At 68.6% G+C, this 23,836-nt stretch carries 17 protein-coding genes; 14 read left to right on the top strand and 3 right to left on the bottom strand.

Going from position 1 to position 23,836, the window contains the following annotated elements; genetic code table 11:
* Nucleotides 1-412: 412 nt before the first annotated feature.
* Together V5F67_RS06505 and V5F67_RS06510 are read left to right on the top strand one after the other, a co-directional pair.
* On the top strand, nt 413-751 hold the full coding sequence (locus V5F67_RS06505; protein WP_394019968.1) for a hypothetical protein: 339 nt from the start codon (nt 413-415) through the stop codon (nt 749-751).
* A 147-nt stretch (nt 752-898) separates the two neighbouring features.
* A complete protein-coding gene (locus V5F67_RS06510; protein ID WP_394019966.1) occupies nt 899-1,213 on the top strand; it encodes a hypothetical protein in 315 nt (104 codons plus the stop codon).
* Nucleotides 1,214-1,329: 116 nt separating this feature from the next.
* Here V5F67_RS06510 and V5F67_RS06515 read toward each other — a convergent pair whose 3' ends face one another.
* A complete protein-coding gene (locus V5F67_RS06515) occupies nt 1,330-3,246 on the bottom strand; it encodes a propionyl-CoA synthetase (protein ID WP_394019964.1) in 1,917 nt (638 codons plus the stop codon).
* Nucleotides 3,247-3,433: 187 nt separating this feature from the next.
* Here V5F67_RS06515 and V5F67_RS06520 point away from each other — a divergent pair, with 187 nt between their 5' ends.
* The 11 genes from V5F67_RS06520 (at nt 3,434) to V5F67_RS06570 (ending at nt 13,100) form a co-directional block, all read left to right on the top strand.
* Nucleotides 3,434-3,673: a hypothetical protein gene (locus V5F67_RS06520; protein ID WP_394019962.1), complete on the top strand. Its 240-nt coding sequence runs from the start codon at nt 3,434-3,436 to the stop codon at nt 3,671-3,673.
* A 13-nt stretch (nt 3,674-3,686) separates the two neighbouring features.
* Nucleotides 3,687-4,340, top strand: a complete 654-nt coding sequence (locus tag V5F67_RS06525) for a hypothetical protein (protein ID WP_394019960.1) — start codon at nt 3,687-3,689, stop codon at nt 4,338-4,340.
* Nucleotides 4,341-4,357: 17 nt separating this feature from the next.
* A complete protein-coding gene (locus tag V5F67_RS06530; RefSeq protein ID WP_394019958.1) occupies nt 4,358-5,986 on the top strand; it encodes an acyl-CoA synthetase in 1,629 nt (542 codons plus the stop codon).
* An 87-nt stretch (nt 5,987-6,073) separates the two neighbouring features.
* Nucleotides 6,074-6,889: a phosphatase PAP2 family protein gene (locus V5F67_RS06535; RefSeq protein WP_394019956.1), complete on the top strand. Its 816-nt coding sequence runs from the start codon at nt 6,074-6,076 to the stop codon at nt 6,887-6,889.
* Between the two features lie 161 nt (nt 6,890-7,050).
* A complete protein-coding gene (locus V5F67_RS06540) occupies nt 7,051-7,866 on the top strand; it encodes a GntR family transcriptional regulator (RefSeq protein WP_394019954.1) in 816 nt (271 codons plus the stop codon).
* Nucleotides 7,867-8,209: 343 nt separating this feature from the next.
* Nucleotides 8,210-9,238 (top strand): ABC transporter substrate-binding protein, encoded by a 1,029-nt coding sequence (locus tag V5F67_RS06545; RefSeq protein WP_394019952.1) that lies wholly within the window; start codon nt 8,210-8,212, stop codon nt 9,236-9,238.
* A 37-nt stretch (nt 9,239-9,275) separates the two neighbouring features.
* Complete coding sequence (locus V5F67_RS06550; RefSeq protein WP_394019950.1) at nt 9,276-10,055, top strand: ABC transporter ATP-binding protein; 780 nt, start codon at nt 9,276-9,278, stop codon at nt 10,053-10,055.
* The gene (locus V5F67_RS06555) at nt 10,052-10,849 is read left to right on the top strand and encodes an ABC transporter permease (protein WP_394019948.1); all 798 of its coding nucleotides are present in this window, start codon (nt 10,052-10,054) and stop codon (nt 10,847-10,849) included. Before V5F67_RS06550 ends, V5F67_RS06555 begins: the two co-directional genes overlap by 4 nt.
* Complete coding sequence (locus V5F67_RS06560; RefSeq protein ID WP_394019946.1) at nt 10,846-11,649, top strand: ABC transporter permease; 804 nt, start codon at nt 10,846-10,848, stop codon at nt 11,647-11,649. Before V5F67_RS06555 ends, V5F67_RS06560 begins: the two co-directional genes overlap by 4 nt.
* Nucleotides 11,650-11,679: 30 nt before the next feature.
* Nucleotides 11,680-12,375 (top strand): Sua5/YciO/YrdC/YwlC family protein, encoded by a 696-nt coding sequence (locus V5F67_RS06565; protein WP_394019944.1) that lies wholly within the window; start codon nt 11,680-11,682, stop codon nt 12,373-12,375.
* Nucleotides 12,376-12,389: 14 nt separating this feature from the next.
* Entirely contained in the window at nt 12,390-13,100 is a 711-nt protein-coding gene (locus V5F67_RS06570) for a Sua5/YciO/YrdC/YwlC family protein (RefSeq protein WP_394019942.1), read from the top strand.
* A gap of 73 nt (nt 13,101-13,173) precedes the next feature.
* On the opposite strand, the gene V5F67_RS06575 is transcribed toward V5F67_RS06570, so the two are convergent.
* On the bottom strand, nt 13,174-14,106 hold the full coding sequence (locus V5F67_RS06575; RefSeq protein ID WP_394019940.1) for a hydroxymethylglutaryl-CoA lyase: 933 nt from the start codon (nt 14,104-14,106) through the stop codon (nt 13,174-13,176).
* Between the two features lie 99 nt (nt 14,107-14,205).
* Between V5F67_RS06575 and V5F67_RS06580 the strand changes: the two genes are divergently transcribed.
* A complete protein-coding gene (locus V5F67_RS06580) occupies nt 14,206-15,447 on the top strand; it encodes a CaiB/BaiF CoA transferase family protein (protein ID WP_394019938.1) in 1,242 nt (413 codons plus the stop codon).
* Between the two features lie 153 nt (nt 15,448-15,600).
* Here V5F67_RS06580 and V5F67_RS06585 read toward each other — a convergent pair whose 3' ends face one another.
* Entirely contained in the window at nt 15,601-23,718 is an 8,118-nt protein-coding gene (locus tag V5F67_RS06585) for an ExeM/NucH family extracellular endonuclease (protein ID WP_394019936.1), read from the bottom strand.
* Between the last annotated feature and the right edge of the window lie 118 nt (nt 23,719-23,836).

Genomic DNA, 23,836 nt, shown 5'->3' on the forward strand with positions numbered 1-23,836 from the left:
ATAAAGCCGCCGCGAATACTTTGACCTTACGTTAACAACTTGCGGGCGGCTCGGGCGCGCCGGGGCATTCGGGGCGAAAATTCGCCGGTCGGCGATCCCGGGCAGGTAGTCCCTTATAGGCCGGAACGCTTTTGCAGGCTTCCTCGCTCCACCGCTCTTGCGCCGGCCCTGAGCCGCACCATGTCATGCCTGCCTGCGCTCGGGTTGTGTTCGGTCGTTCCTTCTAGAACAGGATGCGGCCGGCGATCAGGGCGAAGGCGAGGGCGAGGCACCCGGATCACGCCGATCCGGACGGCGATTCGCCTTTAAGCGTCGGGAAAGACGCGGTCTTGCGGAACGTTCAGCCGCGAGTCCGCACGTTCCTTTCGGGCTCGGGGGCCAGTGTGCGCCGGAGGCGCGAGGAAGGTACCCCATGACAAAGACCATTCTGATGCTGGGCGCGGCCCTCATGCTGACAGGCGCCGGGGCGGCTCACGCCGCCGGCGTCGGCAGCCATGCCGGAGGTCCGGTTCCCGCGGCACTGATGACCCGCAGCCTCGACTGCGCCCAGGCGGCGCAGGCGGTGCGGCAGATGGGCGCCGTGCGGCTGGCGACGTCGGCCTTGGACCGCGACATCTATGTCAGCAGCAATGCCTACTGCGCCTACGACCAGGACCTGAGGCCGGAGTGGGTGCCCACCCGGGATACGTCCAGGTGCTTCGTGGGCTACACCTGCGCCGATCAGTACCGCGATTCCGGCGACGGCCAGTGAAGGGCGGATGCGCGCGCGGGACCTGAAGGTGGACGCCGGGATGGTCTCTGGCCCGGTGCCCCGCGTATATGAAGTCCGCACGGGGCGCCGCGGCGCCCCGTGCGGACGGTGTCGTCGGCCATGCGGCCACCAAGAAGGAGGGCGCCCATGACGGGACGGATTTGGGCATTGAGCGCGTGGGTCGCGGGCGCGACATTGCTTCTGGCGGCGGGCGCCGGGGCGGAGGAAGCGATCACGAAGAGCTCCAGCCTGACCTGCGCCCAGGCGGCGCAGCTGGTGCAGACGCGGGGCGCGGTGGTGATGGCGACCTCGCCCACGCTCTACGACCGCTATGTGCGCGACCAGAGGTTCTGCCTCTACGACCAGCAGCTGCGGCCCGAATGGGTGCCCACCCGCGACGTGAAGCAGTGCTATGTGGGCTTCACCTGCTTCGAGCCGTTCCGCGGCGGCGGCCGCGACTGACGGACGCGCAAGGCGGCCCCCCGGAACGGTCGAGCCGAGCCTTCGGTGCCGCCGACAGACCGCGTCGTCCCATCGCCGGGCGCGCGCGGGTGGCCGCAGGCCTGCCGCGCGCCTGCTCAGGCGATGCCGCGCTCCTTGAGCACGCCCTCGATCTCCTCCAGCACCACCGGGTCGTCGATGGTGGCCGGCATGGACCAGGCGTCGTGGTCGGCGATCTTCTTCATGGTGCCGCGCAGGATCTTGCCCGAGCGCGTCTTGGGCAGGCGGTTGACGGTGATGGCGAGCTTGAAGGCCGCCACCGGGCCGATGCGGTCGCGCACCAGGCCGATCAGCTCCTTCTCGATCACGTCCGGCGCCCGGCGCTCGCCCGCCTTCAGCACCACGAAGCCGCACGGCACCTCGCCCTTCAGCTCGTCCTTGACGCCGATCACCGCGCATTCCGCGACGTCGGGATGGGAGGCGATGACCTCCTCCATGCCGCCGGTGGAGAGGCGGTGGCCGGCGACGTTGATGATGTCGTCGGTGCGGCCCATGACGAACACGTAGCCGTCGTCGTCCATGAAGCCGGCATCCGCGGTCTTGTAGTAGCCGGGATAGTCGGCGAGGTAGCTCTCCCTGAAGCGCTCGTCCTGCTGCCACAGCGTCGGCAGGCAGCCGGGCGGCAGAGGCAGCTTGACGACGATCGAGCCCATGGTGCCGGCCGGCACCGGCTTTGCCGCCTCGTCGACGATCTGCACGTCGTAGCCGGGCATGGGCGCGGTGGGCGAGCCGAGCTTCACCGGCAGCAGGCCGAGGCCCACCGGGTTGGCGGCGATGGCCCAGCCGGTCTCGGTCTGCCACCAATGGTCCACCACCGGCACGCCGAGCTTCTCCTCGGCCCATTTCACCGTGTCCGGGTCGGCGCGCTCGCCGGCGAGGAACAGGGTGCGGAAGCGGGACATGTCCCGGCCCTGCTTCAGGGTGCAGTCCGGGTCCTCCTTCTTGATGGCGCGCAAAGCGGTGGGGGCGGTGAACAGCGCCACCACCCCGTGCTCCTCGATCACGCGCCAGAAGGCGCCGGGATCGGGCGTGCCCACCGGCTTGCCCTCGTAGACGATGGAGGTGCAGCCCATGAGCAGCGGCGCGTAGACGATGTAGGAATGGCCCACCACCCAGCCGATGTCGGAGGCCGCCCAGAACACCTCGCCGGGCGCGATGCCGTAGAGGTTCTCCATGCTCCAGCGCAGCGCCACCATGTGGCCGCCGGTGTCGCGCACCACGCCCTTGGGCTTGCCGGTGGTGCCGGAGGTGTAGAGCACGTAGAGCGGATCGGTGGCGGCCACCTCCACGCAGTCGGCGCCCCTGCCGGCGGCGCGCGCGTCGGCGCAGGCTTGCGCCCAGTCGAGGTCGCGGTCCGCCACCAGGGTGCAGGGGCCCTCGGGGCGCTGGAGCACCAGGCAGCCGTCCGGCTTGAACGCCGACATGGTGATGGCGAGGTCCAGCAGCGGCTTGTAGGCGACGACGCGCGAGGGCTCGATGCCGCAGGAGGCGGCGAGGATCACCTTCGGCTCGGCGTCCTCGATGCGGGTGGCGAGCTCCTTGGCGGCGAAGCCGCCGAACACCACCGAATGGATGGCGCCGATGCGCGCGCAGGCGAGCATGGCGATCACCGCCTCGCTCACCATGGGCATGTAGATGACCACCCGGTCGCCCTTCTTCACCCCCATGCCGGCGAGCACCGCGCCGAGCACGCGCGTCTCGTCCTGCAGCTCGGCATAGGTGATGGTGCGCTTGGCGCCGGTGACCGGGCTGTCATAGATCAGCGCCGCCTGGGCGCCGCGGCCCGCGGCCACGTGGCGGTCCACCGCATTGTGGCAGGTGTTGGCGGAGGCGCCGGAGAACCAGCGGCCGTAGATGCCGGCGTCGGGATCGAACACGGTGTCGGCGGGCTTGATCCAGTCGATGTCGCGCGCCGCCTCGCCCCAGAAGGCCGAAGGGTCGGTGCGCCAGCGGGCATAGGTTTCCGCATAGCGGCTGGTGCCGGTCTGTGACATGAGCGTTTCCCCTGGTCCGCTTGGTTGGATGGGTTAGAGCCCATCGTCTTTTCGCCGCGCAAGTGCGCACAACTGCGTAAGACATTGGTCGCAGTCTTCCTTAGTATACATGCTGTAAGCGCGCTGCGCCCTTGCAAGCGTGCTGCGACACGCTAGATACTCACCGGCAGGTGGTATGGAGCAGGCCATGTCCGACACGGTGAAATTCGAGGGAACCGTGGTGCGTATCGAGCAGGGCGGCTTCGGCATCGTCATGTTCGACCGGCCGGTGGGTCCCCATGCCAATACGCACGGTGTCTTCTCCGGGGTCGAGGCGCGCATTCCCTATGACGTTTTGGCGAAGGGCGTGCACGTGGTGGGAGAGGCCGAGGCGGACGACAGGGATTTCGCCGCCATCACGGCCTTGAAGGTGGCGGGCGGGTACTGATCTGGCGCGCCCGATGTCCATGCAGCGGGTGCTCGATCCCGGGACGATGGGCACGCCGGGGCAGAGGCTGACGATCGCGGTCGCGCCGCTGAAATGCCGCGACTTCGGCCATGTCCCGGACGTGACGGCGATGCAGCCGGGCGATCTTGTCCTGTTCGGCGCGGTCAAGCCGACATGGAACGGGCGGATCGTCGTCGATGCGCAACGACGCGGAGGCTTCGCCGAACAGGATTGCCAATGGAGCCATGTGGCCGTCTACCTGTACGACTGGTACGTGGTCGAGGCGCTGCCCTGGCACGGGGTCATTCAGCGCAACATCCTCGAATATGTCCCAGGCTTCAGGATGCGCATAAGGCGGGCGCCTGCTCTTGCGATGGAGGATCGCTACCGGATCGCGCTCAGGGCGCTGTCCATGTTCGGGCAAGGCTACAGCCACCTGGGAATCGGCCTGCTCTATCTCGATCTTCTGCGCGGCTTGTGGTCCGCCGAAAAGGTCGTCTCCTCCCCACGCATCAACATCTGCAGCCGGGTGTTCCACGACGCGCACGCAGCCATCACCCGGCGTCAATTGAGAGAGTGCCCGTTCGACCGTGTCGTCACGCCGGCCCATCTGAGCGCGACGCCCGACCTCGATGATGTCGAGGTCGGCTGGGCCAAGATAATCTAGCCTCTGAGGGGGAACCCATGTCGGGTAGCATCTACGACTTCCATCTGGACCGGAACCCGGCCAACTTCCAGCCGCTGACCCCGCTCGGCTTCCTGGAGCGCGCCGCCAGCGTCTTTCCGGACCGCACCGCCATCGTCCATGGGGGCCTGCGCCGCACCTACAGGGACTTCTACGCCCGCGCCCGCCGCCTCGCCTCGGCGCTGGAGAAGCTCGGCGTCGGCGTCGGCGACACGGTGGCGGTGATGCTGCCCAACGTGCCGGCCATGCTGGAGGCGCACTACGGCGTGCCGATGACCGGGGCGGTGCTGAACTCGCTCAACACCCGCCTCGACGCCGCCATCCTCGCCTTCACCATCGACCACGGCGAGGCCAAGGTGCTGATCACCGACCGCGAGTTCTCGCCGGTGATGAAGGCGGCGCTGGCCATGGCGGTGAGGAAGCCCATCGTCATCGACTATGACGACCCCGAATTCACCGGCAAGGGCGACCGCGTCGGCAGCCTGGAATACGAGGCGTTCCTCGAGACCGGCGATCCGGACTACGCCTGGAAGACCCCGGCCGACGAGTGGGACGCCATCGCCCTCAACTATACCTCCGGCACCACGGGCGACCCCAAGGGCGTGGTCTACCACCATCGCGGCGCGCACCTGCTGGCGGTGGGCAACGTGGTGACCTGCGCGCTCGGCAAGCATCCGGTCTATCTGTGGACGCTGCCCATGTTCCACTGCAACGGCTGGTGCTTCCCCTGGTCGATCACCTTGGTGGCCGGCACCCATGTGTGCCTCAGGCAGGTGCGCGCGAAGGCCATGTACGACGCCATCGCCGACCATGGCGTGACGCACATGTGCGGCGCCCCCATCGTCATGTCGACGCTGCTCAACGCGCCCGAGGCGGAGAAGCGCGCTCTGCCGGGACGGGTGGAGTTCATCACCGCCGCCGCGCCGCCGCCCGAGGCGGTGCTCGCCGCCATGCAGGACGCCGGCTTCAACGTGGTGCACGTCTACGGCCTGACCGAGGTCTACGGCCCGGCGGTGGTGAACGACTGGCACACCGAGTGGGACGACCTGCCGGCCAAGGAGCGGGCGGTGAAGAAGGCGCGCCAGGGCGTGCGCTACGGCGCGCTCGAGGCGCTCGACGTGATGGACCCCGAGACCATGGTTCCGGTGCCGGCCGACGGCGAGACCCTGGGCGAGGTGATGTTCCGCGGCAACGTGGTGATGAAGGGCTACCTCAAGAACCCCTCGGCCACCGACAAGGCGTTCGCCGGCGGCTGGTTCCATTCGGGCGACCTCGGGGTGAAGCACCCCGACGGCTACGTCCAGCTCAAGGACCGCTCCAAGGACATCATCATCTCCGGCGGCGAGAACATCTCCTCCATCGAGGTGGAGGACGCGCTCTACAAGCACCCGGCGGTGGCGGCGGCGGCGGTGGTGGCGAAGCCGGACGAGAAGTGGGGCGAGACCCCGGTCGCCTTCGTCGAGCTGCGCGAGGGGGCGAGCGCCACGGCGGAGGAGCTGATGGCGCACTGCAAGCTGCACCTCGCCGGCTACAAGTGCCCGCGCACCATCCTGTTCGAGGAGATCCCCAAGACCTCCACGGGCAAGATCCAGAAGTTCCGCCTGCGCGAGATGGCGAAGGAGGCCTGAGGAGAGGCTGAGGCGACCGCTTCGGCGGCGCGCCGGCTTGCGGCCATGGCATTGACGCTGCGGGAGAAACTCGCCAAGCATGAGGCCATGAGCTCCGACCCCAGCCGGCTATCCCGCCTGCGCGCCATCCCCCTTGCCGGACCCGCGCTGGCGCGCGCCTGCGGTCTTCTGGCGGCGAGCCCGCTCGGGCGGGCGCTCGCCCCGGTGGCGCGCATGGAGCGCGTGACCCTCGCCGTGGTCGCCTTCGCGGCGCTCGCCATCTATGCCTTCGCCGTCCTGGCGGGCGAGGTGCTGGAGGGCGACACCGGCCGCCTCGACCGCACCATCCTGCTGGCTCTGCGCAATCCGCGCGATCTCGCCGATCCCCTCGGTCCGGTCTGGCTCGAGGAGGTGATGCGCGACCTCACGGCGCTCGGCGGCACCACGGTCCTCACGCTGGTGACGCTCGCCGTGATCGCCTATCTGCTGCTGGTGCGCCGGCGCGCCACGGCGCTGCTGGTGGCGGCCTCGGTGCTCGGCGCCACGGTTCTGGCGAGCCTGCTCAAATGGGGCTTCGACCGGCCGCGGCCCGATCTCGTGCCCCACGGCGTCGCGGTCTACAGCCAGAGCTTTCCCTCCAGCCACGCCATGCTCTCGGCCGCCATCTACCTCACCCTCGGCGCGCTGCTCGCCCGCAGCCAGGAGCGGGTGCGGGTGAAGGTGTTCCTGCTCGGCGTCGCGGTGCTCGTCACGGTGCTGGTGGGGGCGAGCCGGATCTATCTCGGCGTCCACTGGCCCACCGACGTGCTCGGCGGATGGGCGGTGGGGGCGGCCTGGGCCTCCGGCTCCTGGCTGGTGATGCTGTGGCTCCAGCGCCGCGGCGAGGTGGAGGCCGAGGCGCCGGCGGCGCCGCCGCGCGCCTGACGGCGGGTCGCGCGCCACGGCGGCGACAATTCCGGACAGGTGCCACTATCGGCGAACAAATCCGAAATTGACCGGACAAGTGTCGATTTGTGTCCGTGGCCGCGCTAGAGTGCCGGATCAACCCGAGGCAAGCGGGACCAGTGATGAGGAAACGCCGGGATTTGACCGGGACGCCGCAGGCGGTCCCGCCCGAGAAGCTGCCGGCCGCCGCGCCCGCGCGCCCGGCGCGGGCGGAGGACGATCCGGCCCGCTACCGCCAGATCGCCAAGCAGCTGGAGACCGCCATTTCGGTGGGGCGCTATCCCGTGGGCGCGCTGCTGCCCACCGAGGCCGCGCTCTGCACCAGCTTCGGCGCGAGCCGCTACACCATCCGCGAGGCGCTCAGGACGCTGGTGGACCTCGGCATGGTGGAGCGCCGCCAGGGGGCGGGCTCGCGGGTGGTCGCGGCGGCGCCGCGCACCTCCTATTCGCACACCATGCGGACCCTGGCGGAATTCTTCCAATATGCCCGCGATACCCACCTGGAGATAATGGATTCAGGGATTTACGCCCTGGACGACGACGAGGCGCTGGTGCTGAAGGCGCCGGTGGGCAGCCGCTGGATGCGCATCCAGGGGGTGCGCTGGAACCCGGCCCGCACCGAGACCATCAGCTACACCACGGTCTATATCCATGTGCGCTTCGTGCCGCTCCTGGCCGACGTCAGCAGCGCCGAGGGCCCGATCTATGCGCTGGTGGAGGCGCGCTCGGGCGAGACCATCGCCGAGGCGATCCAGGAGATCACCGCCTGCGCGCTGCCCGCCACCATCGCCAAGCCGCTCAACGTGCGGCCCGGCGCGCCCGCCATGCGCTTCGTGAGACGGTATTTAGATGCCAGCGGAGGCATCATGTTGACCTCTCTCAACTGGCATCCCGCCGACCGGTTCTCCTACGTCATGTCGATCCGCCGGGGCGATTGGCCGGGACAGGACTCGTAGGGATTCCGACGCCTGTTGACACCGGCAGGGCATGGTCTATGTTGTCCGGACAAATAAAAATAAAAATCCGGGAGAACGACCATGACGCAGGACGCTTGCCCCAAAGTTGAAGCCTCGCCCCGCCTGCTGCGGTGCGGAATCGCCGTGGGCGCCTCGGATGCGCGGGCGCATTCTCCGGCGCACGGTATTTGACCGGACATCTTCTCGTGGACGCCGGATGATCGCTCATCCGGCGGTGGCAATGGGAGGTCGTCAGGCAGGGCCGCGCTGCGGCGGTCCAGGGCGCATCCTCCCCCAATAAAGTCCCCGCCGGCGGCAGGCCCGGGGCAAGAGGGAGGACCACATGGCTATCGGACTGAACAGGCGCCACCTTCTCGCCGGCGCCGCGGGCATCGCCGCCGCGGCGAGCCTCGGCGGCCCCGCCTTCGCCCAGGGCGCGAAGGTGAAGATCGCCACCCTGCCGAGCATCATCCTGTTCCCCACCTGGGTGGCGCGGGACCTTGGCATCTTTAAGGAATTCGGCGTCGACGTCGAGTTCGTGATCGCCCGCGGCGGCTCCGAGATCACCCAGCTGCTGCTGACCGGCGCGGCCGACATCGCCAATGCCGGCGTCGAGCACATGCTGAAGCTGCGCGAGACCGGACTCGACGTGAAGGTGATCGCGGTTCAGGAGCAGCGCTACATCACCGAGCTGATCGTCAACAACAAGCACAAGGACAAGGTCAAGTCGGTCAAGGACTTGAAGGGCATGACCATCGGCGTCTCGGGCATGGGCTCGGGCAGCCACGTGTCCTCGCGCTACGTGCTGCGCGCCGCCGGCCTCGACCCGGACACCGACGTCTCCTTCGTCGCCGTGGGCAGCCCGGCGACCCAGGTGAAGGCCTTCACCGAAGGCCAGATCGACGTGCTGATGGCGTTCGATCCCGCGCAGTCGATCCTGAAGTACGAGAAGAAGGTCGCCTATCCGGTGTGGAGCGGCCCCGGCGGCGACCCGCCCGCCATCTTCCAGGACTTCGCCATGGAATGCCTCGCCGCCAAGGCGGCCTGGGTCGACAAGAATCTCGAGACCGCCAAGAACATCAACCGCGCCAACACCAAGGCCATCGACCTGATCCTTCAGGGCGACCCGCGGGTGCTGGACGTCTACCAGGCCATGTTCCCCGGCGTCGCCAAGGAGGTGCTCCGGCGCAGCCTCAACGAGCACCTCGCCTCGTTCTCTCCGGTGATGACCGCCCAGGGCCTCGCCAACGTGGTGGAGTACGGCAAGTTCGCCGGCGTCACGACGAAGTCCTTCACCATGGCCGAGGTGGTGCCCGCAGGGTTCGAGGACCTGTGGCGCAACTGGAAGGCGCCGCCCGCCAAGGGCTTCTGAACGCAGGCGGTTCCGAGCATGAGGGGTTCCGAGCACCATGTCACGGCAGCTGATTTCCGCGTCCCGGATCACCATCCGCCACGCCAACGGCTTCGTCGCCCTGGAGGATTTCTCCCTCCAGGTCGAGGAGGGGGAGTTCGTCGGCATCGTTGGCCCGTCGGGCTGCGGAAAGACCACCTTCCTGGATGCCGTCGCCGGGCTGATCCCGGTGGCGTCGGGCGAGCTCCTCTTCAACGGCCACGCCGTCAAGGGCGTGGTGCCGGGGGAGGTGGGCTACCTGTTCCAGAAGGACAGCCTGCTGCCCTGGCGCACCGCCTACGGCAACGTCTGCGCCGCCCTCGAGCTGAAGGGCGTGCCCAAGGCGGAATGGCCGGCGCGGGCGAACGAGGTGCTCCACAAGGTCGGCCTCGGCCGCTTCACGGACCGCTATCCGAGCCAGCTCTCCGGCGGCATGCGCCGGCGCGTCCAGCTCGCGGTGCTGCTCGCCTTCGACCCGCCCGTGATCCTTATGGACGAGCCGTTCGGCGCCCTCGACGCGCAGACGCGCACCATCATCGAGGACGACTTCCTCCGGCTGTGGGGAGAGAACAGGAAGACCGTCCTGTTCGTCACCCACGATCTGGAGGAGGCGATCTGCATGTGCGACCGGGTGGTGATCCTCACCGCCCATCCCGGCACCGTGAAGGAGGTGCTCCACGTGCCGCTGCCGCGCCCGCGCACCGTGGACGAGGCGAAGTTCGCGGACGGCTTCCAGCCGACGCTGCGCACCCTCTCCACCTCGCTGCGCGCCGAGGTCGGCCGGACGCTCGCCCTATGACGACGCTCGCCGCCTCCAGCACCCGGCGCACCGCGCGCTACATCCAGCTCGCCGCGGTGGCGGCGTTCCTGGTCGCCTGGGAGACCGGCACCGGCAACGGCTGGATGAACGCCTTCATCGAGAGCCCGACCTTCTGGTTCTCGACCCCCTCCGCCATCGGCACGCTGGCCTGGAAGCTCGCGCTCAACGGCCAGCTCGCCAACCACATCTGGCTCACGGTGAGCGCGACGCTGATCGGGCTCGCCATCGGCGCCGCCATCGGCACCGCGCTCGGCATCCTCATGAGCCTGTCGGACTGGCTGGAGAAGCTGTTCGATCCCATCTGGTCGGCGCTCAACGCCCTGCCGAAGATCGCGCTCGCGCCGGCGTTCGCGGCCGCGCTCGGCATCGGCATCGCCTCGAAGGCGGCGCTGGCCGTGACCATCGTCGTGTTCGTATTCCTGTTCAACACGGTGGCCGGCCTCAAGGGCATCGATCCGGTGGTGCGCTCGAACCTCAGGCTCATGGGCGCCTCGCGCTGGCAGATGCTGAAGATGCTGATGCTGCCGCAGCTCGCCCGCTGGCACTACGGCGCGCTGCGCATCTCGCTCGGCCTTGCGCTCACCGCCGTGGTGGTGGGCGAGTTCGTGGCCGCGCGGGGCGGCGTCGGCTTCATCATCCAGTACGGCTTCGGCACCTTCAACGTGGCCTGGTGCTATGTCGGCATCATCGTGCTCGGCGTGCTCGCGCTCGCGCTCGACGGCCTGCTGCGCTGGGGCCAGGGCAAGCTCTCGCCGTGGGAGGCCTCGCGATGAGCGTCATGTCCGTGTCCACCGAGCGGAAGGCTCCCATGGCGAAGATGCGCTTCGGTCTCGGCCTGTCGGCTTTGCGCCTGCTGCTGGTCGCCGTCATCCTCGCGCTCTGGCAGCTCGCGGTGTGGGCGGGCTGGATGGAGCCCGCCGCCATGTCGTCGCCGGTCCTGGTGGCGCGGCGGCTCTACGAGATGTTCGCCAGCGGCATGATCTGGCCGCACCTCGTCGACACGCTCGGGGCGGCGCTGATCGCGCTCGTGCTTTCGGCGGCGATGGGCCTCGCGCTCGGCATGGCGCTCTATCGCTGGCCGCTGCTGGAGGCGACGCTCAACCCGCTCCTGGTCGCCATCAACGGCATCCCGCGCGTCGCCTTCGGCCCGCTGATCGTGCTGTTCCTGGGCGTCGGCATCACCGCCAAGGTGGCGCTCGCGGTCTCGATCGCGCTGTTCGTGTTCACCACCAACGTGCTGGAGGGCATGCGCCAGATCGATCCCATGCTGCGGCGGAACTTCCTGCTCATGGGCGCTGGCCGCTGGCAGACCTTCGCGATGGTGACCGGGCCGAGCCTCGTCACCTGGATGTGGGCCGCCGTGGACCTCGCCATCGGCCTGTGCCTGATCGGCGTGATCATCTGCGAGTTCATCAGCTCCACATCCGGCCTCGGCCACCTGATCTCGGCGGCTTCCATGGGCTTCGACACCACAGGGGTGGTGGCGCTGCTGGTCATCATCGTCGCCGCCACGGTGCTGTTCCGCGCCGTGCTCATCACCCTGCGCTCCTGGATCGCTCCCTGGAGCCGCTGATCTTTCAACCGAATTCCCGAGGAGACGAAGATGGTCGTGCTGGACCCGAGGAAAGACGCCGAAGCGGTGTTCGATGTGCTCGACAAGGGGGGGGTCGCCATCGTTCCCCTGGATGTCGCCTACGCCGTGTTCGGCGGCTGCGGCGATGCCATCAAGAACATCTTCACCGCCAAGGGCCGCAGCTTCTCCAAGCCCAACGGCATGATGGCGGACTACGAGATCTTCTCCGAGCTGCACATCGTCGGCGAGCGCGAGCGCACCTTGGTGCGCGCGGTGACCGAGGACTACGGCCTGCCGCTCTCGGTGGTGGCGCCGTTCCGCCCCGACCATCCGATCTTCGCCTCGGTGGACGAGTTCACCATGGAGCGCTCCACCAAGATCGGCACGCTGGACCTGCTGCTGAACGCCGGCCCGCTCCACAAGGCGATCACCGAGCTTTCGCGCGAGCGCATGAAGCCGGTGCTCGGCTCGTCCGCCAACCGCTCGCTGACGGGCTCCAAGTACCGCCTCCAAGACGTGGACCGCGAGGTGCGCGACATCGCCGCCATCGAGGTGGATTACGGCCTGTCGCGCTACGCCAACCCGCAGGGCATCTCCTCCACCATCATCGACCTGAAGACGTTCCAGGTGCACCGCTACGGCGTCTGCTTCGAGCAGATCGCCGACATCCTCCGCCGCCACTTCCAGATCGAGCTGCCGGCCCGTCCGGCACCGGTCGCGGCCTGAGCGGAGCGCGAGCCATGTCGGGCGCTCCCCTCTTCGACATCGCGGGCGACGCCGCCCGCGCCTTCGAGGTGCTGCGCAAGGGCGGCATCGCCGTGGTGCCCAACACCATCGGCTATTCCATCCTCGGCGGTTCCAAGGCGGCGCTCGACACCATCTTCCGCACCAAGAAGCGGGCGCCGCAGAAGCTCAACGCCATGGTGGCGAGCATGGCGGCGCACCGCGCCCTGCACGTGACGAGCACGCGCGGCGTGGAGATCGTCGCCGCCATCACCGGCGACTATGACCTTCCGCTCGGCTGCATCGCGCCGTTCCGGGCCGACCACCCGATGATGGCCGGCCTCGATATCGAGGTGATGGGGGCGAGCACCAAGGAAGGCACGCTCGTCATGCTGCTCAATGCCGGCCCGTTCCACGCGGCGCTGACCGAGCTGTCCTTCGACGCGCAGTTCCCGCTGTTCGGCTCCTCGGCGAACCTCACGCTGGGCGGCACCAAGTTCAAGGTGGAGGATATCGAGAGCGAGATCCTCGCCATCGCCGACCTGGTGGTGGACCACGGGCTGCAGCGCTTCCACCCCTACGGCTCGTCCTCCACGCTCTTGAACGTGGAGACGCTGGACGTGGTGCGCTTCGGCTCCTGCTACGAGGACATCGCCTACGTCCTGAAGCGCCATTTCGGCATCGCCCTGCCGGCGCGGCCGGGCGCGCTGGAGCGGCGTGCCTCGTAAGATGGAAAGCGTCGCACGACAGCGCGGCCGGCCGGCGCGCGCCCGGCCGGGGCATGTGGCCTCAGGCCGGATTTCAGGCCACGGCCACGCAGCCGCCGAGCGCGGCCTCCTTCGGGAACAGGCCGGCCTTGGCGACGCCGCCCGCCATCGGCTTGCCCAGCGCGGCGGAGAGCCATTTGGCCGTCTCCACCGCCTGGTCCAGGTCGACGCCGGTCGAGACGCCCATGCGGTGGAGCATCCAGGCCACGTCCTCGGTGGCGACGTTGCCGGTGGCGCCGGGCGCGAACGGGCAGCCGCCGGTGCCGCCGAGGCTGGCATCGATGGTGTTCGCTCCCGCCTCCACCGCCGCCGCCACGTTCGCGAGGCCGGTGTTGCGGGTGTTGTGGAAGTGGCAGCGCAGGCGCTTGCCGGGGGCGAGCGCCCTGGCCTGGCGCAGGATCGAGCCGACCTGGGACGGCACGCCGCAGCCGATGGTGTCGGCGAAGGCGATCTCCAGCGGTTCCAAGGGCAGAACCTGCTCCATGATGGCGAGGACGCGGCCTTCCGGCACCTCGCCCTCGAACGGGCAGCCGAAGCTGGCGGCGATGGTGACGGAGATCGGCTTGCCCGCCTCCCGCGCCGCCGCGGCCACCTCGCCGATGATGGCGACGCTGTCGGCGGTGGACATGCCCTGGTTGCGGCGGCTGAGGCTCTCGGACGCCACCACCACCATGTTCACCTCGCTGCAGCCCGCCGCCACCGCGCGGTCGAAGCCGCGGCGGTTCATGGCGAGGCCGATGGCGGTGAGATCCGGATATGTCCGGACATCCTGCATCAGCGCCTCGGCATCGGCCATCTGGGGGACGCGCTGCGGGTTGACGAAGCTCGTCACCTCGACGCGCCTCAAGCCGGCCCCGAGGGCGCGCTTCACCAGCTCCGCCTTGATCGCGGTGGAGACGTGAACCTGTTCGTTTTGCAGTCCGTCGCGGGGGGCGACCTCGACGATCTCGACGGTGGGGGAAGTCATGGGCGTCGTGCTCCCTTTGGAGGGCCGGCGCAGCCTTGCCAGCCCGTTTCCCTTCTGTTTGTATCTCAACAATTTTGTCCGGACAAATAGGTGAAAGCCATGCGCGCGCCGCGAACGAAAGACAGCTTCGGCCCCCTGGCCGACATCCGTGTCATCGAGATGGGCCAGCTGCTCGCCGGACCCTTCTGTGGCCAATTGCTGGCCGATTTCGGCGCCGAGGTCATCAAGATCGAGCAGCCGGGCGTGGGCGATCCCATGCGCGAGTGGGGCCGCGAGAAGCAGCACGGCAAGTCGCTCTGGTGGCCGGTGATCGCCCGCAACAAGAAATCGGTGGAGATCAACGCCCGGGTGCCGGAAGGCCAGGAGCTGATCCGCAAGCTGGTGGCCGACGCCGACATCGTGCTGGAGAACTTCCGCCCCGGCACCATGGAGAAATGGGGCCTCGGCTATGAGGATCTGCGCAAGATCAACCCGCGCCTCGTCATGATCCGCGTCTCCGGCTACGGCCAGACCGGCCCCTACGCGGAGAAGGCGGGCTACGGCGCCATCGGCGAGGCCATGGGCGGCCTGCGCTACGTGGTGGGCGATCCCTCGACGCCGCCGAGCCGCATGGGCATCTCCATCGGCGACACGCTCGCGGCCGTGTTCGCCTGCCTCGGCGGGCTGATGGCGCTGCATGCGGTCGAGCGCACCGGACGCGGCCAGATGGTCGACAGCGCCATCTACGAGGCGGTGCTGGCGATGATGGAATCGCTCGTCACCGAATACGACCAGGCCGGATATGTGCGCGAGCGCACCGGCGCGATCCTGCCCAACGTCGCTCCCTCCAACGTCTATCCCACCAAGAGCGGCCACTATGTGCTGATCGCCGCCAACCAGGACACGGTGTTCAAGCGCCTCGCCGCCGCAATGGGCCGGCCCGAGCTGGCGCAGGACCCGCGCTACGCCACCCATTCCGCCCGCGGCAAGGTCCAGCAGGAGCTGGACGCAATGATCGCCGACTGGTCGCGCACCATGGAGGCCGACGAACTGGGAGCGCTGCTGGATTCCCACGGCGTGCCGCGCGGCGATATCTACCGCGCCCCCGAGATGCTGGAGGACGCGCATTTCAAGGCGCGCGAGGCGATCGTGAAGATCGCCCACCCCATGTTCGGCAGCCTGCGCATGCAGAACACCTTCCCGCGCCTGTCGGAGACACCCGGGAAGGTCGCCGCCTGCGGGCCCGATCTCGGCCAGCACAATGGCGAGGTGTTCGGCACCCTGCTCGGCCTCGACGAGCGGGCGCGGGCGGACCTTGCCGCCAAGGGCGTGATCGGCGCCGGCACCAAGGCCGCGGCCTGACGGCTGCGGGCAGGGGCGCGGGTCCGACGGGCGAGGCCGGGCTGCGGGGAAGGCCGCCCGGCCTCGTCCGGTCTTCCGAGCACGAAAAAAGGGGCGCCGTGCGGCGCCCCTTTCCGTTTGATTCCGCCGGGACTGGGCCCGGCGCCGGCGCGCTCACACGAAGCGGAAGTCGTCGGCGGAGAGGCTGGCGCCGTTGACGCCCCACAGCATCATCTGCGAGCCGTCGTCGAGCGAGATGGTGGTCGAGCGGAAGAAGAAGAAACCGGTGGTGCTGATGGCGCCGGCATCGACCATGGCGTCGAAGTCGGCGTAGTCGTCGGCGTCGATCTCGATCACGTCCGAGCCGCGCTGGAAGTCGAACACGGTGTCGCGGCCGTAGCCGGAGCGGAAGACGAACACGTCGCTGCCGGCGCCGCCGCGCAACTGGTCGTTGCCGGCGCCGCCGTCGATCACGTCCGCGCCGCGGCCGCCGTGGAGATTGTCGTTGCCGCCGAGGCCGAGGAGCAAATCGTCCCCCGAGGTGCCGCGCAGCTGATTTGCCCGGCTGGTGCCGACGATGCGGTTCAGGCTGCTCTCGCCGGCGACATCGAGGAGGAACTCGCCCACGTCGGTGCCGCCCTGTCCGTCGGAGAGCTGGTAGGCGACCGTCACGCGCGCGGTCTCGCCGGTGTCCAGGCCGGCGAAGGTGCTGCCGGGGGCAAAGGCGAGCTTGCCGTCGACGATGGAGAAGGCGGCCGCGGCGTCGTCGATATCGACGTCGATGCCGGACACCGAGGTCACCTCGAAGCCCGCAAGGCTCAGCGTGTCGCCATCGGGGTCGGTGTCGTTGACCAGGAGGTCGAAGAGCTTGCTCTCGGTCTCGGACACGCTGCCGGCGTCGTTGGTGGCGGCCGGGGCATCGTTCACCGGGGTCACGGTGAAGGTCGCCTTCGCGTCGTCGGTATCCTCGCCGTCGGAGACGGTGTACTCGAACGAGGCTTGGCCGTTGAAGTTGGCCGCCGGCGTGAAGCGCACGCCGTCCGCGGTGAGTTGGGCGACGCCGCCTACCACGTTCTTCACGCCGGTGATGGTGAGGGCGTCGCCTTCCCCGTCGATGTCGTTGGCCAGGAGGTCGGCGAAGGCGATGGTGAACGCAGCCGCGTCCTCGGCCACCGGGGCGAGGGTGTCGTCCGCCGCCACCGGGGCGGCATTCTCCAGGCTGCCGAGGATGGCCAGCCGGTCGAGCGTCTCGCCGTCGGCGAACACGATCTCCTCGACGCCGCCGGCGAGCGCCTGGTCCTTCAGCGTGATCGTGGAGCCGTCCTCGAGGCGGATCACCACGTCGTTGCCGGAGGCGGCGAAGGCGACCTTGTCGCTCTCGATGTCCTGGAACACGAGGCGGTCGGTGTCGCCCTCGAGGCCTTCTCCCTCGGCGATGGTGTCGGAGCCGTCCCCCGTCTCGTAGGAATAGGTGTCGGAGCCGTTGCCGCCGATCAGCATGTCGTCGCCGCGGCCGCCCTCGATCTCGTCGTCCTGGTCACCGCCATAGATCTCGTCGGCACCGGCGCCGCCCAGCAGGATGTCGTCGCCGGTGCCGCCGAACAGCAGGTCGTCGCCCGCTCCGCCGCGCAGGAGATCGTTGCCGCCATGGCCCTTGAGCATGTCATTGCCGGCATTGCCCGAGAGCACGTCGGCGAGGGCGCCGCCCTCGGAGATGTCGGCGTCGGCATCGCCGGAGAAGACGACCTGCTCGGAGATGAGCACGGTGTCCTCGGCGCGGGCATTGAGGTTCTGGATGCGCTCGTCGCCAGTCATGTCGGTGTCGGCGAGATCGTAGGCGGTCTCCTGCGTGCCGTGGTTCTCGCGCATGTAGCGCTCGAAGGCGAGCTGCTCGCCCATGGCGTCGGTGGGAGCGAGAGGCACCAGGAGCTGGCTCTCGTCGAGCACCGGTCCGAGCGTGCCGTCGGCGAGCACGTAGCGGAAGTTCTCGCCGTTGGCCTTCATGGGATAGCCGTCGCCGCCGTCGGCCATGAAGTTGAGCGTGATGACCGAGACCTCGGACGGCACGTCATCGAGCAGCACGCCATCGTCATAGAGCTGGACCAGCGTGTTGCCGTCCGCGTCCACCAGCGCCATGTCGAGGATGCGGCTGCCCGCCGGGGCGTCGGGGTCGAAGGAGAAGGCGACGCCGCCGATCTGCGGGAAGCGGCCCTGATTTCCGTAGGAGGCGACGCCGTGCTCCAGGATCGCCTTCAGGCCCTCCGGCGTGGTGTCGAAGGTGATGAGCTTGTTGTCGAAGCGCAGCGAGTTCTCCACGTCGAGCTGGGAGACACCCCCCTCCGGAGGCAGCTTGTCCACCGTGCCGTCCACCGGATCGGGCGCCGAGAGCGTGCCGATCTGGGCGCGGATGCCGCCGCCATTCTTGATCGAGACCACGTAGGCGCCTTCCGCCGCATTGCCGAGCGCATCCTTGAGGGCGGAGGTGAAGCTGCCGGCATTGGCGTCGGCGGAGAGGTTGCCGAGGTTGGTCTCCTGGTTGCGGACCTGGCCGCGCTCGCCTTCCAGATAGACGGTGGAGTAGCCGTAGACGTTGCCGTCCTTGACGTCGATCACGCCCTGCACCGCGTCGGTGATGGCCTTCACGCCGCCGCCCTTGGTGCCGTCGGCGAAGGCGGTGGCGTCGAGATTCTCGACCGTGGTGCCCCAGGCCTCCGCGACGTTCTCCTCGGTGGCGGCAATGGCGCCGTTGATGGACTGGTTGGCGATCAGGCTGTCGGTGATGATGTGGCCGTTCTCGTCGAAGTCCACCACCAGGCGGCCGAGATAGGTGTACTCGTTGTCGGTGTTGACGATGAGGATGGGATTCCCCTCGGCGTCCGTGCCGAGATAGGGGTAGTCGAGAGCGAAGTCCGCGGCGTGGCCGGGGAACTCCACCGCCACGTCATCGGCATCGCCCATGCGGGTGTTGGAGCCGGCGGACAGGATGATGTCCACGCCCTTGAGCTTGCCGGCCAGCTCGATCTCGTTGCCGATAACCTGCAGGTGCGACTGCAGGATGATCTTGTCCACGCCCTCGGCGATCATCTCGTCGATGATCGGCTGGAGCTGGGCGGCGAGCAGGTCCATGTCGTCCACTTCGCCATTGGCGCCGGTGCCGCCCGGGAAGCCGGCGATCTCGGTGCCCGAGGGCGAGGAGATGGTCTCCAGGATCTGCGTCGTGACGCCGACGATGCCGATCTTCTCGCCGCCCTCGGTGATCACCGCGGCGGGAACGATCTTGCCCTTGAGCGAGGACGCTTCGGGGATGGTGGTGGTGGTGGCCGGCTGATTCACGCCCGGCTGAACATTGTAGTCCAGCGTGTCCACATAGATGGCGTTGAGCGCCGAATCGGTGGCGGTCGGGTCGGTGTAGTAGGGCGAGCTCGGCCCCACCACGAGATTGGCCGAGACCGACACGAACTGCGCGCCCACCCAGCCGGAGCCGGGCGTCAGCGAGGCCGCGAGCACGTTGGAGCCGAGATCGAAGTCGTGGTTGCCGAGGGCCGAGGCCTCGACGCCGATCAGGTTGTGGATGGCGATGTCGGCGGCGGCGATCGGGATGGTGCCGGTCATGGTGGAGCCGGTCACCTCGTTGATGGCGTCGCGCACCGCGGGATCGGTGCCGGCCGCGAGGAAGGGCCCGGGGATCCAGTTGTCGCCGCCGGCGAGGATCAGGGTGTTGGCGTAGTCGTCGTCATAGGCGTCCACCAGCGCGGCGAGGTTCGGCGCGGTCTCGGCAGCGAGCATGCCCGCCTCGCCATCCGAGAAATGCAGCAGCTGAAGCGTGTAGGTGGTCGACACGGGCGGTTCCTCTTCGAGGTTCAGGCCGATGATGAGGGGATCGTGGTCGGAGGTGCGGACCGGGCTATCGGCATCGAAGATGTCCGGGTCGCGGCCGAAGTCGGTGTTGTAGTCGAGGGCGTCCGCCTCATCGGAATTGATGTGCCAGTGGGTCACGCCTGCGACCTGCCCGGCGAGGCTGGAATTGGCGAAGATGTAGTCGAGCGAGCCGGTCTGGCCGTCGAACACGTAGGAATAGGGATCTTCCAGGCGCGCCTGGAGATTCTCGTATCCCGCGTCCTCGAGGATGCCGATGGCGTCCTCCTTGAAGTAGGCGTTGAAGTCGCCCAGCAGGAGCACGTCGGCGTCGTCCGAGCCCGTGGGGTCGCTCTGAGCCCAGGCGCTCAGCGCCGTGGCCGCCAGCTCGCGCTGCTGCTGCCAGTTGCCCTGGCCGTCGAGCTGGTCGGCGTCGGCGCCCGTTCCGGTGCCGCTCTTGGACTTCAGATGGTTGGCGACGGCGGTGAAGGTCTCGCCGGTCGCGACCTCCTCGAATGTCACGGCGAGCGCGGCGCGGCTCGTGTTCTCGCCGGTGAAGACACCGCCGACCGTGCTCTCGCCGATGAGGCCGCCGAGGCCGAGGCCGGCGAGATCGCCGTCCTCGAGGATCTCGATCGTGGTGCCGAAGGCCATGCTCACCTCTGAGGGCTTGTAGATGAAGCCCACGGCGATGGCGTCGCCGCCCACGAACTGGGTGCCGGGATCGACCCAGGCATAGACCTCCGCGCCCAGCTCGGCATTGAGCTGGTCGACGAGGTATTCCAGCGCGTTGCCGTCCGATCCGGCGAGGAAGTCGTTCTCGATCTCGACCAGCGCCAGGACGTCGGGGTCGATGGCGAGGATGGTACCCACCAGCTTCTCGGTCTGGCGCGCGAACTCATCGGCGGTGTCGGCGCCGCGCGGGTCGAAGCCGGCCTCGGTGGTGACGCCGGAAAGGTCGATGGTGGTGAAGTAGTTCAGCACGTTGAGCGAGGCAACGGTGAGGCGCCCGCCCACGTCCTCCGGCGCGTCCTCGCGGGCCGCGCCTTCCTCGAAGGTGTTGGCGCCGTCCTCGACCGCGCGCACGCGCCAGGTGGCCCCCGAGGCGGAATTGCCCGCCCACTGATAGTCGAGCACGCCGGTGAGCCCGGTGATGGTGTCGCCCATGCGCGGCGCGCTCGCCGTGGTGTAGGGATCGAAGCCGTCCAGGTTGGTGATCGCGGCGTTCTGGACGTTCAGGCCGTCGTCATAGGTGATGGTGCGGGCGCCGAGCGCCTCCAGATAGGCCGCGTAGGCGGCCGCGTCCGGCGCGTTCTCCTGGGTGAACTGCGCCGGTCGCTCGCCCGCCACCAGCTTGATCTCGTTGAAGCGGTCGAGGTTGAACTGCTCGGTGACGGTGAGTTCCTGCTCGATGGTGACGAGCATGCCCTCATAGGCTTCCAGATCGGGCTGGAAATCGCCGTCCTGGCTTACGCTCGCGCCGGCGGCAGGCAGCGAAATGACCTGCGCCATGGAGTTGATGTCGGTCACGGCGCCGGCCTCCACCACCTCGATGGTGGTGGCGCTGAGCTGGGTCATGCCGAAATATTCGCTGACGGTGGCGGTGACGCGCACGCGGTCGCCTATGTTCACGTCACCGGTGCCGCCATAGACGAAGATGCCCTCGGAGGTGAGCGGGTTGCCGTCCTCGTCGAACTTTTCCTCCTGGATGTAGAAGCCGCCGAGGTTGCGGCTGTCGTCGGCGTCGGCGTTCTGGAAGTCGCCGATGACGATGGCCTCCACCGTCACCGTCTGGCCGACCATGCCCGACGCGGCGCCCTCGCCCTGGATGGCGCTGATCTTGGTGACGCCCGGGTCCTCCAGATCATAGACCGTGACCGTCCCCGAAACCTCGTTCGCGGTCATGAGGAGCGCGCGGCCGGTCGGGCTGTCCTCGGCGGCGACGAACTTGATGACCTCGGGGCCGTAGTCCTGGGAGGTGGCGGCGATGTAGTCGACATACTTGGCGTCTTCGGGGGTGGAGACGTCCCACACCATCACGCCGCCGATGCGCTCCAGCGCCACGAAGGCGTATGTCTTGCCGTTCACCTCGCCGACGGCGACGCCTTCGGGCTCGGCGCCCTTGTTGTCCGAGCGGGTGTCGAAGCTGCCGCCGTTCTCGCCGTTGAAAACGGTCGAGGCATTCGGGAGGGCGGCGAGGATCTGCTCGAAGTCGCCGCCGGTCTCCGTGACCTTCTCGATGGTGCCGTCGAGATTCTGCTTGAAGATCGAGACGCCGCGGCCGCCGAAGCCGTAGAGGTCGTCGGCGGAGGTGGTCCACACGGTGTCGAGATTGTAGCGCGCATAGTCCGCGTCGGTGATGCCGAAGCTGGAGGCGCGCGCCTCGTTGAGGCCGTCCGAGCCGTTCTGGACGATGCGGGTATCGCCCTCATTGGCGGTGATGAAGTAGGTGGCGCCATCGATCTCGAAGGAGGCGATGGCGTCGGGCTGGAGCAGTCCCTTCACCGGCGCATTGCCCACCGAGATGGATTTCGCGTTGCCCCCGCCGTCGCGGTCGGAGAAATCGGCCTCGTTGCCGGCGAGCGAGAAGTCCACATAGCCCGCGGGCAGGATCGAGACCGGCTTGTCGGCGCCGGTGTCGGTGAGGTCGATCACCGCGATCGCGTTCACCTCCTGGAGCGTGACGTAGGCCTTGGTGCCGTCCGGGGAGACGGCCACATATTCCGGCTCGATGTCCTGCGAGGCGGTGGGGGCCTCAAGGTCCGAATTGCCGCCGAAGATCTTGATGCCGAGGTCGGAGAGCTGGTCCTCGAAACCGTCGAGCGCGCCGAAGCCGATGGTGTTGCGCACCGTGGCGCCGGCCGCGCCGCCGCTCATGTCGATGATCGTGACCGAGCCCGGCGCGTTGACCGTCTCGCCGGTGCCCTCGTCGAGATAGGGCTCGCCCTCATTGGCCACCAGCAGCAGCTTGCCGTCGGGCGAGAAGGTGAGCTGGTCGGGCAGCACGCCGACCGCGAGCGTCTTGATGAGGGTGCCTTCGCCGTCATAGAGCGCGACCAGGCCGGCTTCGCCGCCGTCCGCGTTCTGGACCGCCACGGCGACGATGCCGTCGGAAGCGGCCACCGAGTTCACCTCGCCGTAGCCGGGCAGGGTGGAGAGGTCGATCTCGTCAACCTTGACCGGCGCGAAGGGGTCGGAGAGGTCGAGCACGTCGATGCGGTCGCTGGCCGCGTTGGTGACGTAGGCGCGGGCGGTGGTGTCGTCGAAGGTGATGCTCTCAGCGCCGCCTTCGCCGTCGCCGCTGTCCCAGGAGCCGCGGCGCGTGACCGAGAGCGTTCCGGTGGCGACCGGGGTCTCGACCGAGCCGGTGAGGGACTGGGCCATGTCGAGGATCTCGATGCCGCCGATCACGTTGGCCGGGGCGGCATCGTCGTTGAGGATGGTGGCGGCGGCGGTGGCGCCTTCGGCGAGGATGGAGGTTTCCACGCCGGCGGAATTCTCCACGTCCGTGAGGGTGAGCGAGAACGCCTCGTCAAGCTCGGTCTCGGTGTCGCCGTTGATCTCGATCGTCACCGTGGTGGAGGCGAGCCCGTCGGCGATGATGCCGGCGAAGCCGGTGATGAGCCCGGCGAAGTCATCGGCTGCGGTGTCGCCCGCAGAGAAGGACCCGGAGAAGCTCACCTCGCCGGTGGTGCCGCCGGTGCGTTCCACGGTGAAGGTGAACAGCTTGGTGCCGCCGTCCCCTTCCACGAGCGAGAGCGCGAGCGATCCGGCCGCGAAGCCCAACTGCTGCGTTTCGACCTCGGGCGCGCTCGTCACCGCGACGTTGTCGATGCCGACCCACTCGTCGTTGCTGGCGGCATTGGTGGTGAGAATGCGCACCTGGAGGTCGGCGCGTCCGTTCACGGCAGCCGGCAGGGTCAGATCGAAGGCGGTCGACTGGGTGGCGGTGCCGCCCGTCGTGACGTCGGCGGCATAGCCGCCGGTGACGTTGGTCCAGCTTCCCGTGTCGCCCAGGCGATACTGCACGGCGATCTGCTGCGCGGCGTTGTCGCCCGAGCCGTCGATGTCGCGGGCGTCGAAGGTGAGGCGCACGTCGGAGCGGTCCGTGGCGTCGAGATAGAGCACCAGGCTCGGCGCGTCGGCGGTGCCCGAGCCCTGCAGCGCGACCGTGGGGTTGGCGAGCGTGTCGAACTCGGCCACGCCGCCATTGGTGATGGTGGTGGCGGACTGGTTGGCGATCACGTCGACGCTGCCGAGGGCGGCGCCGGTCAGCGTCCGCGGGTCCACATTGGTGGCGGTGCCGGCGTCGATGTCGCCCAGGTAGCCGACGATGGCCGGGACGTTCGACCAGTCGTCATTGGCCGTGATCAGATCGGCATTGCTCCAGTTCTGGGAGAAATCGCCGGTGGACAGGACATGAGGAGTGGTCGCCATGGATGCGCTCGCTGCTGATCGGGGCGGCCAAATAGGAATAGGGTGACAAGAGGGGCGCCGGTGTCGCCGCCCAGCACACCGGTTCCCCACCTAACCTTCGGTAATCACGGGCAAACCT

It is taken from the genome of Xanthobacter pseudotagetidis (assembly GCF_043194795.2).
Lineage (GTDB): Bacteria > Pseudomonadota > Alphaproteobacteria > Rhizobiales > Xanthobacteraceae > Xanthobacter > Xanthobacter tagetidis_A.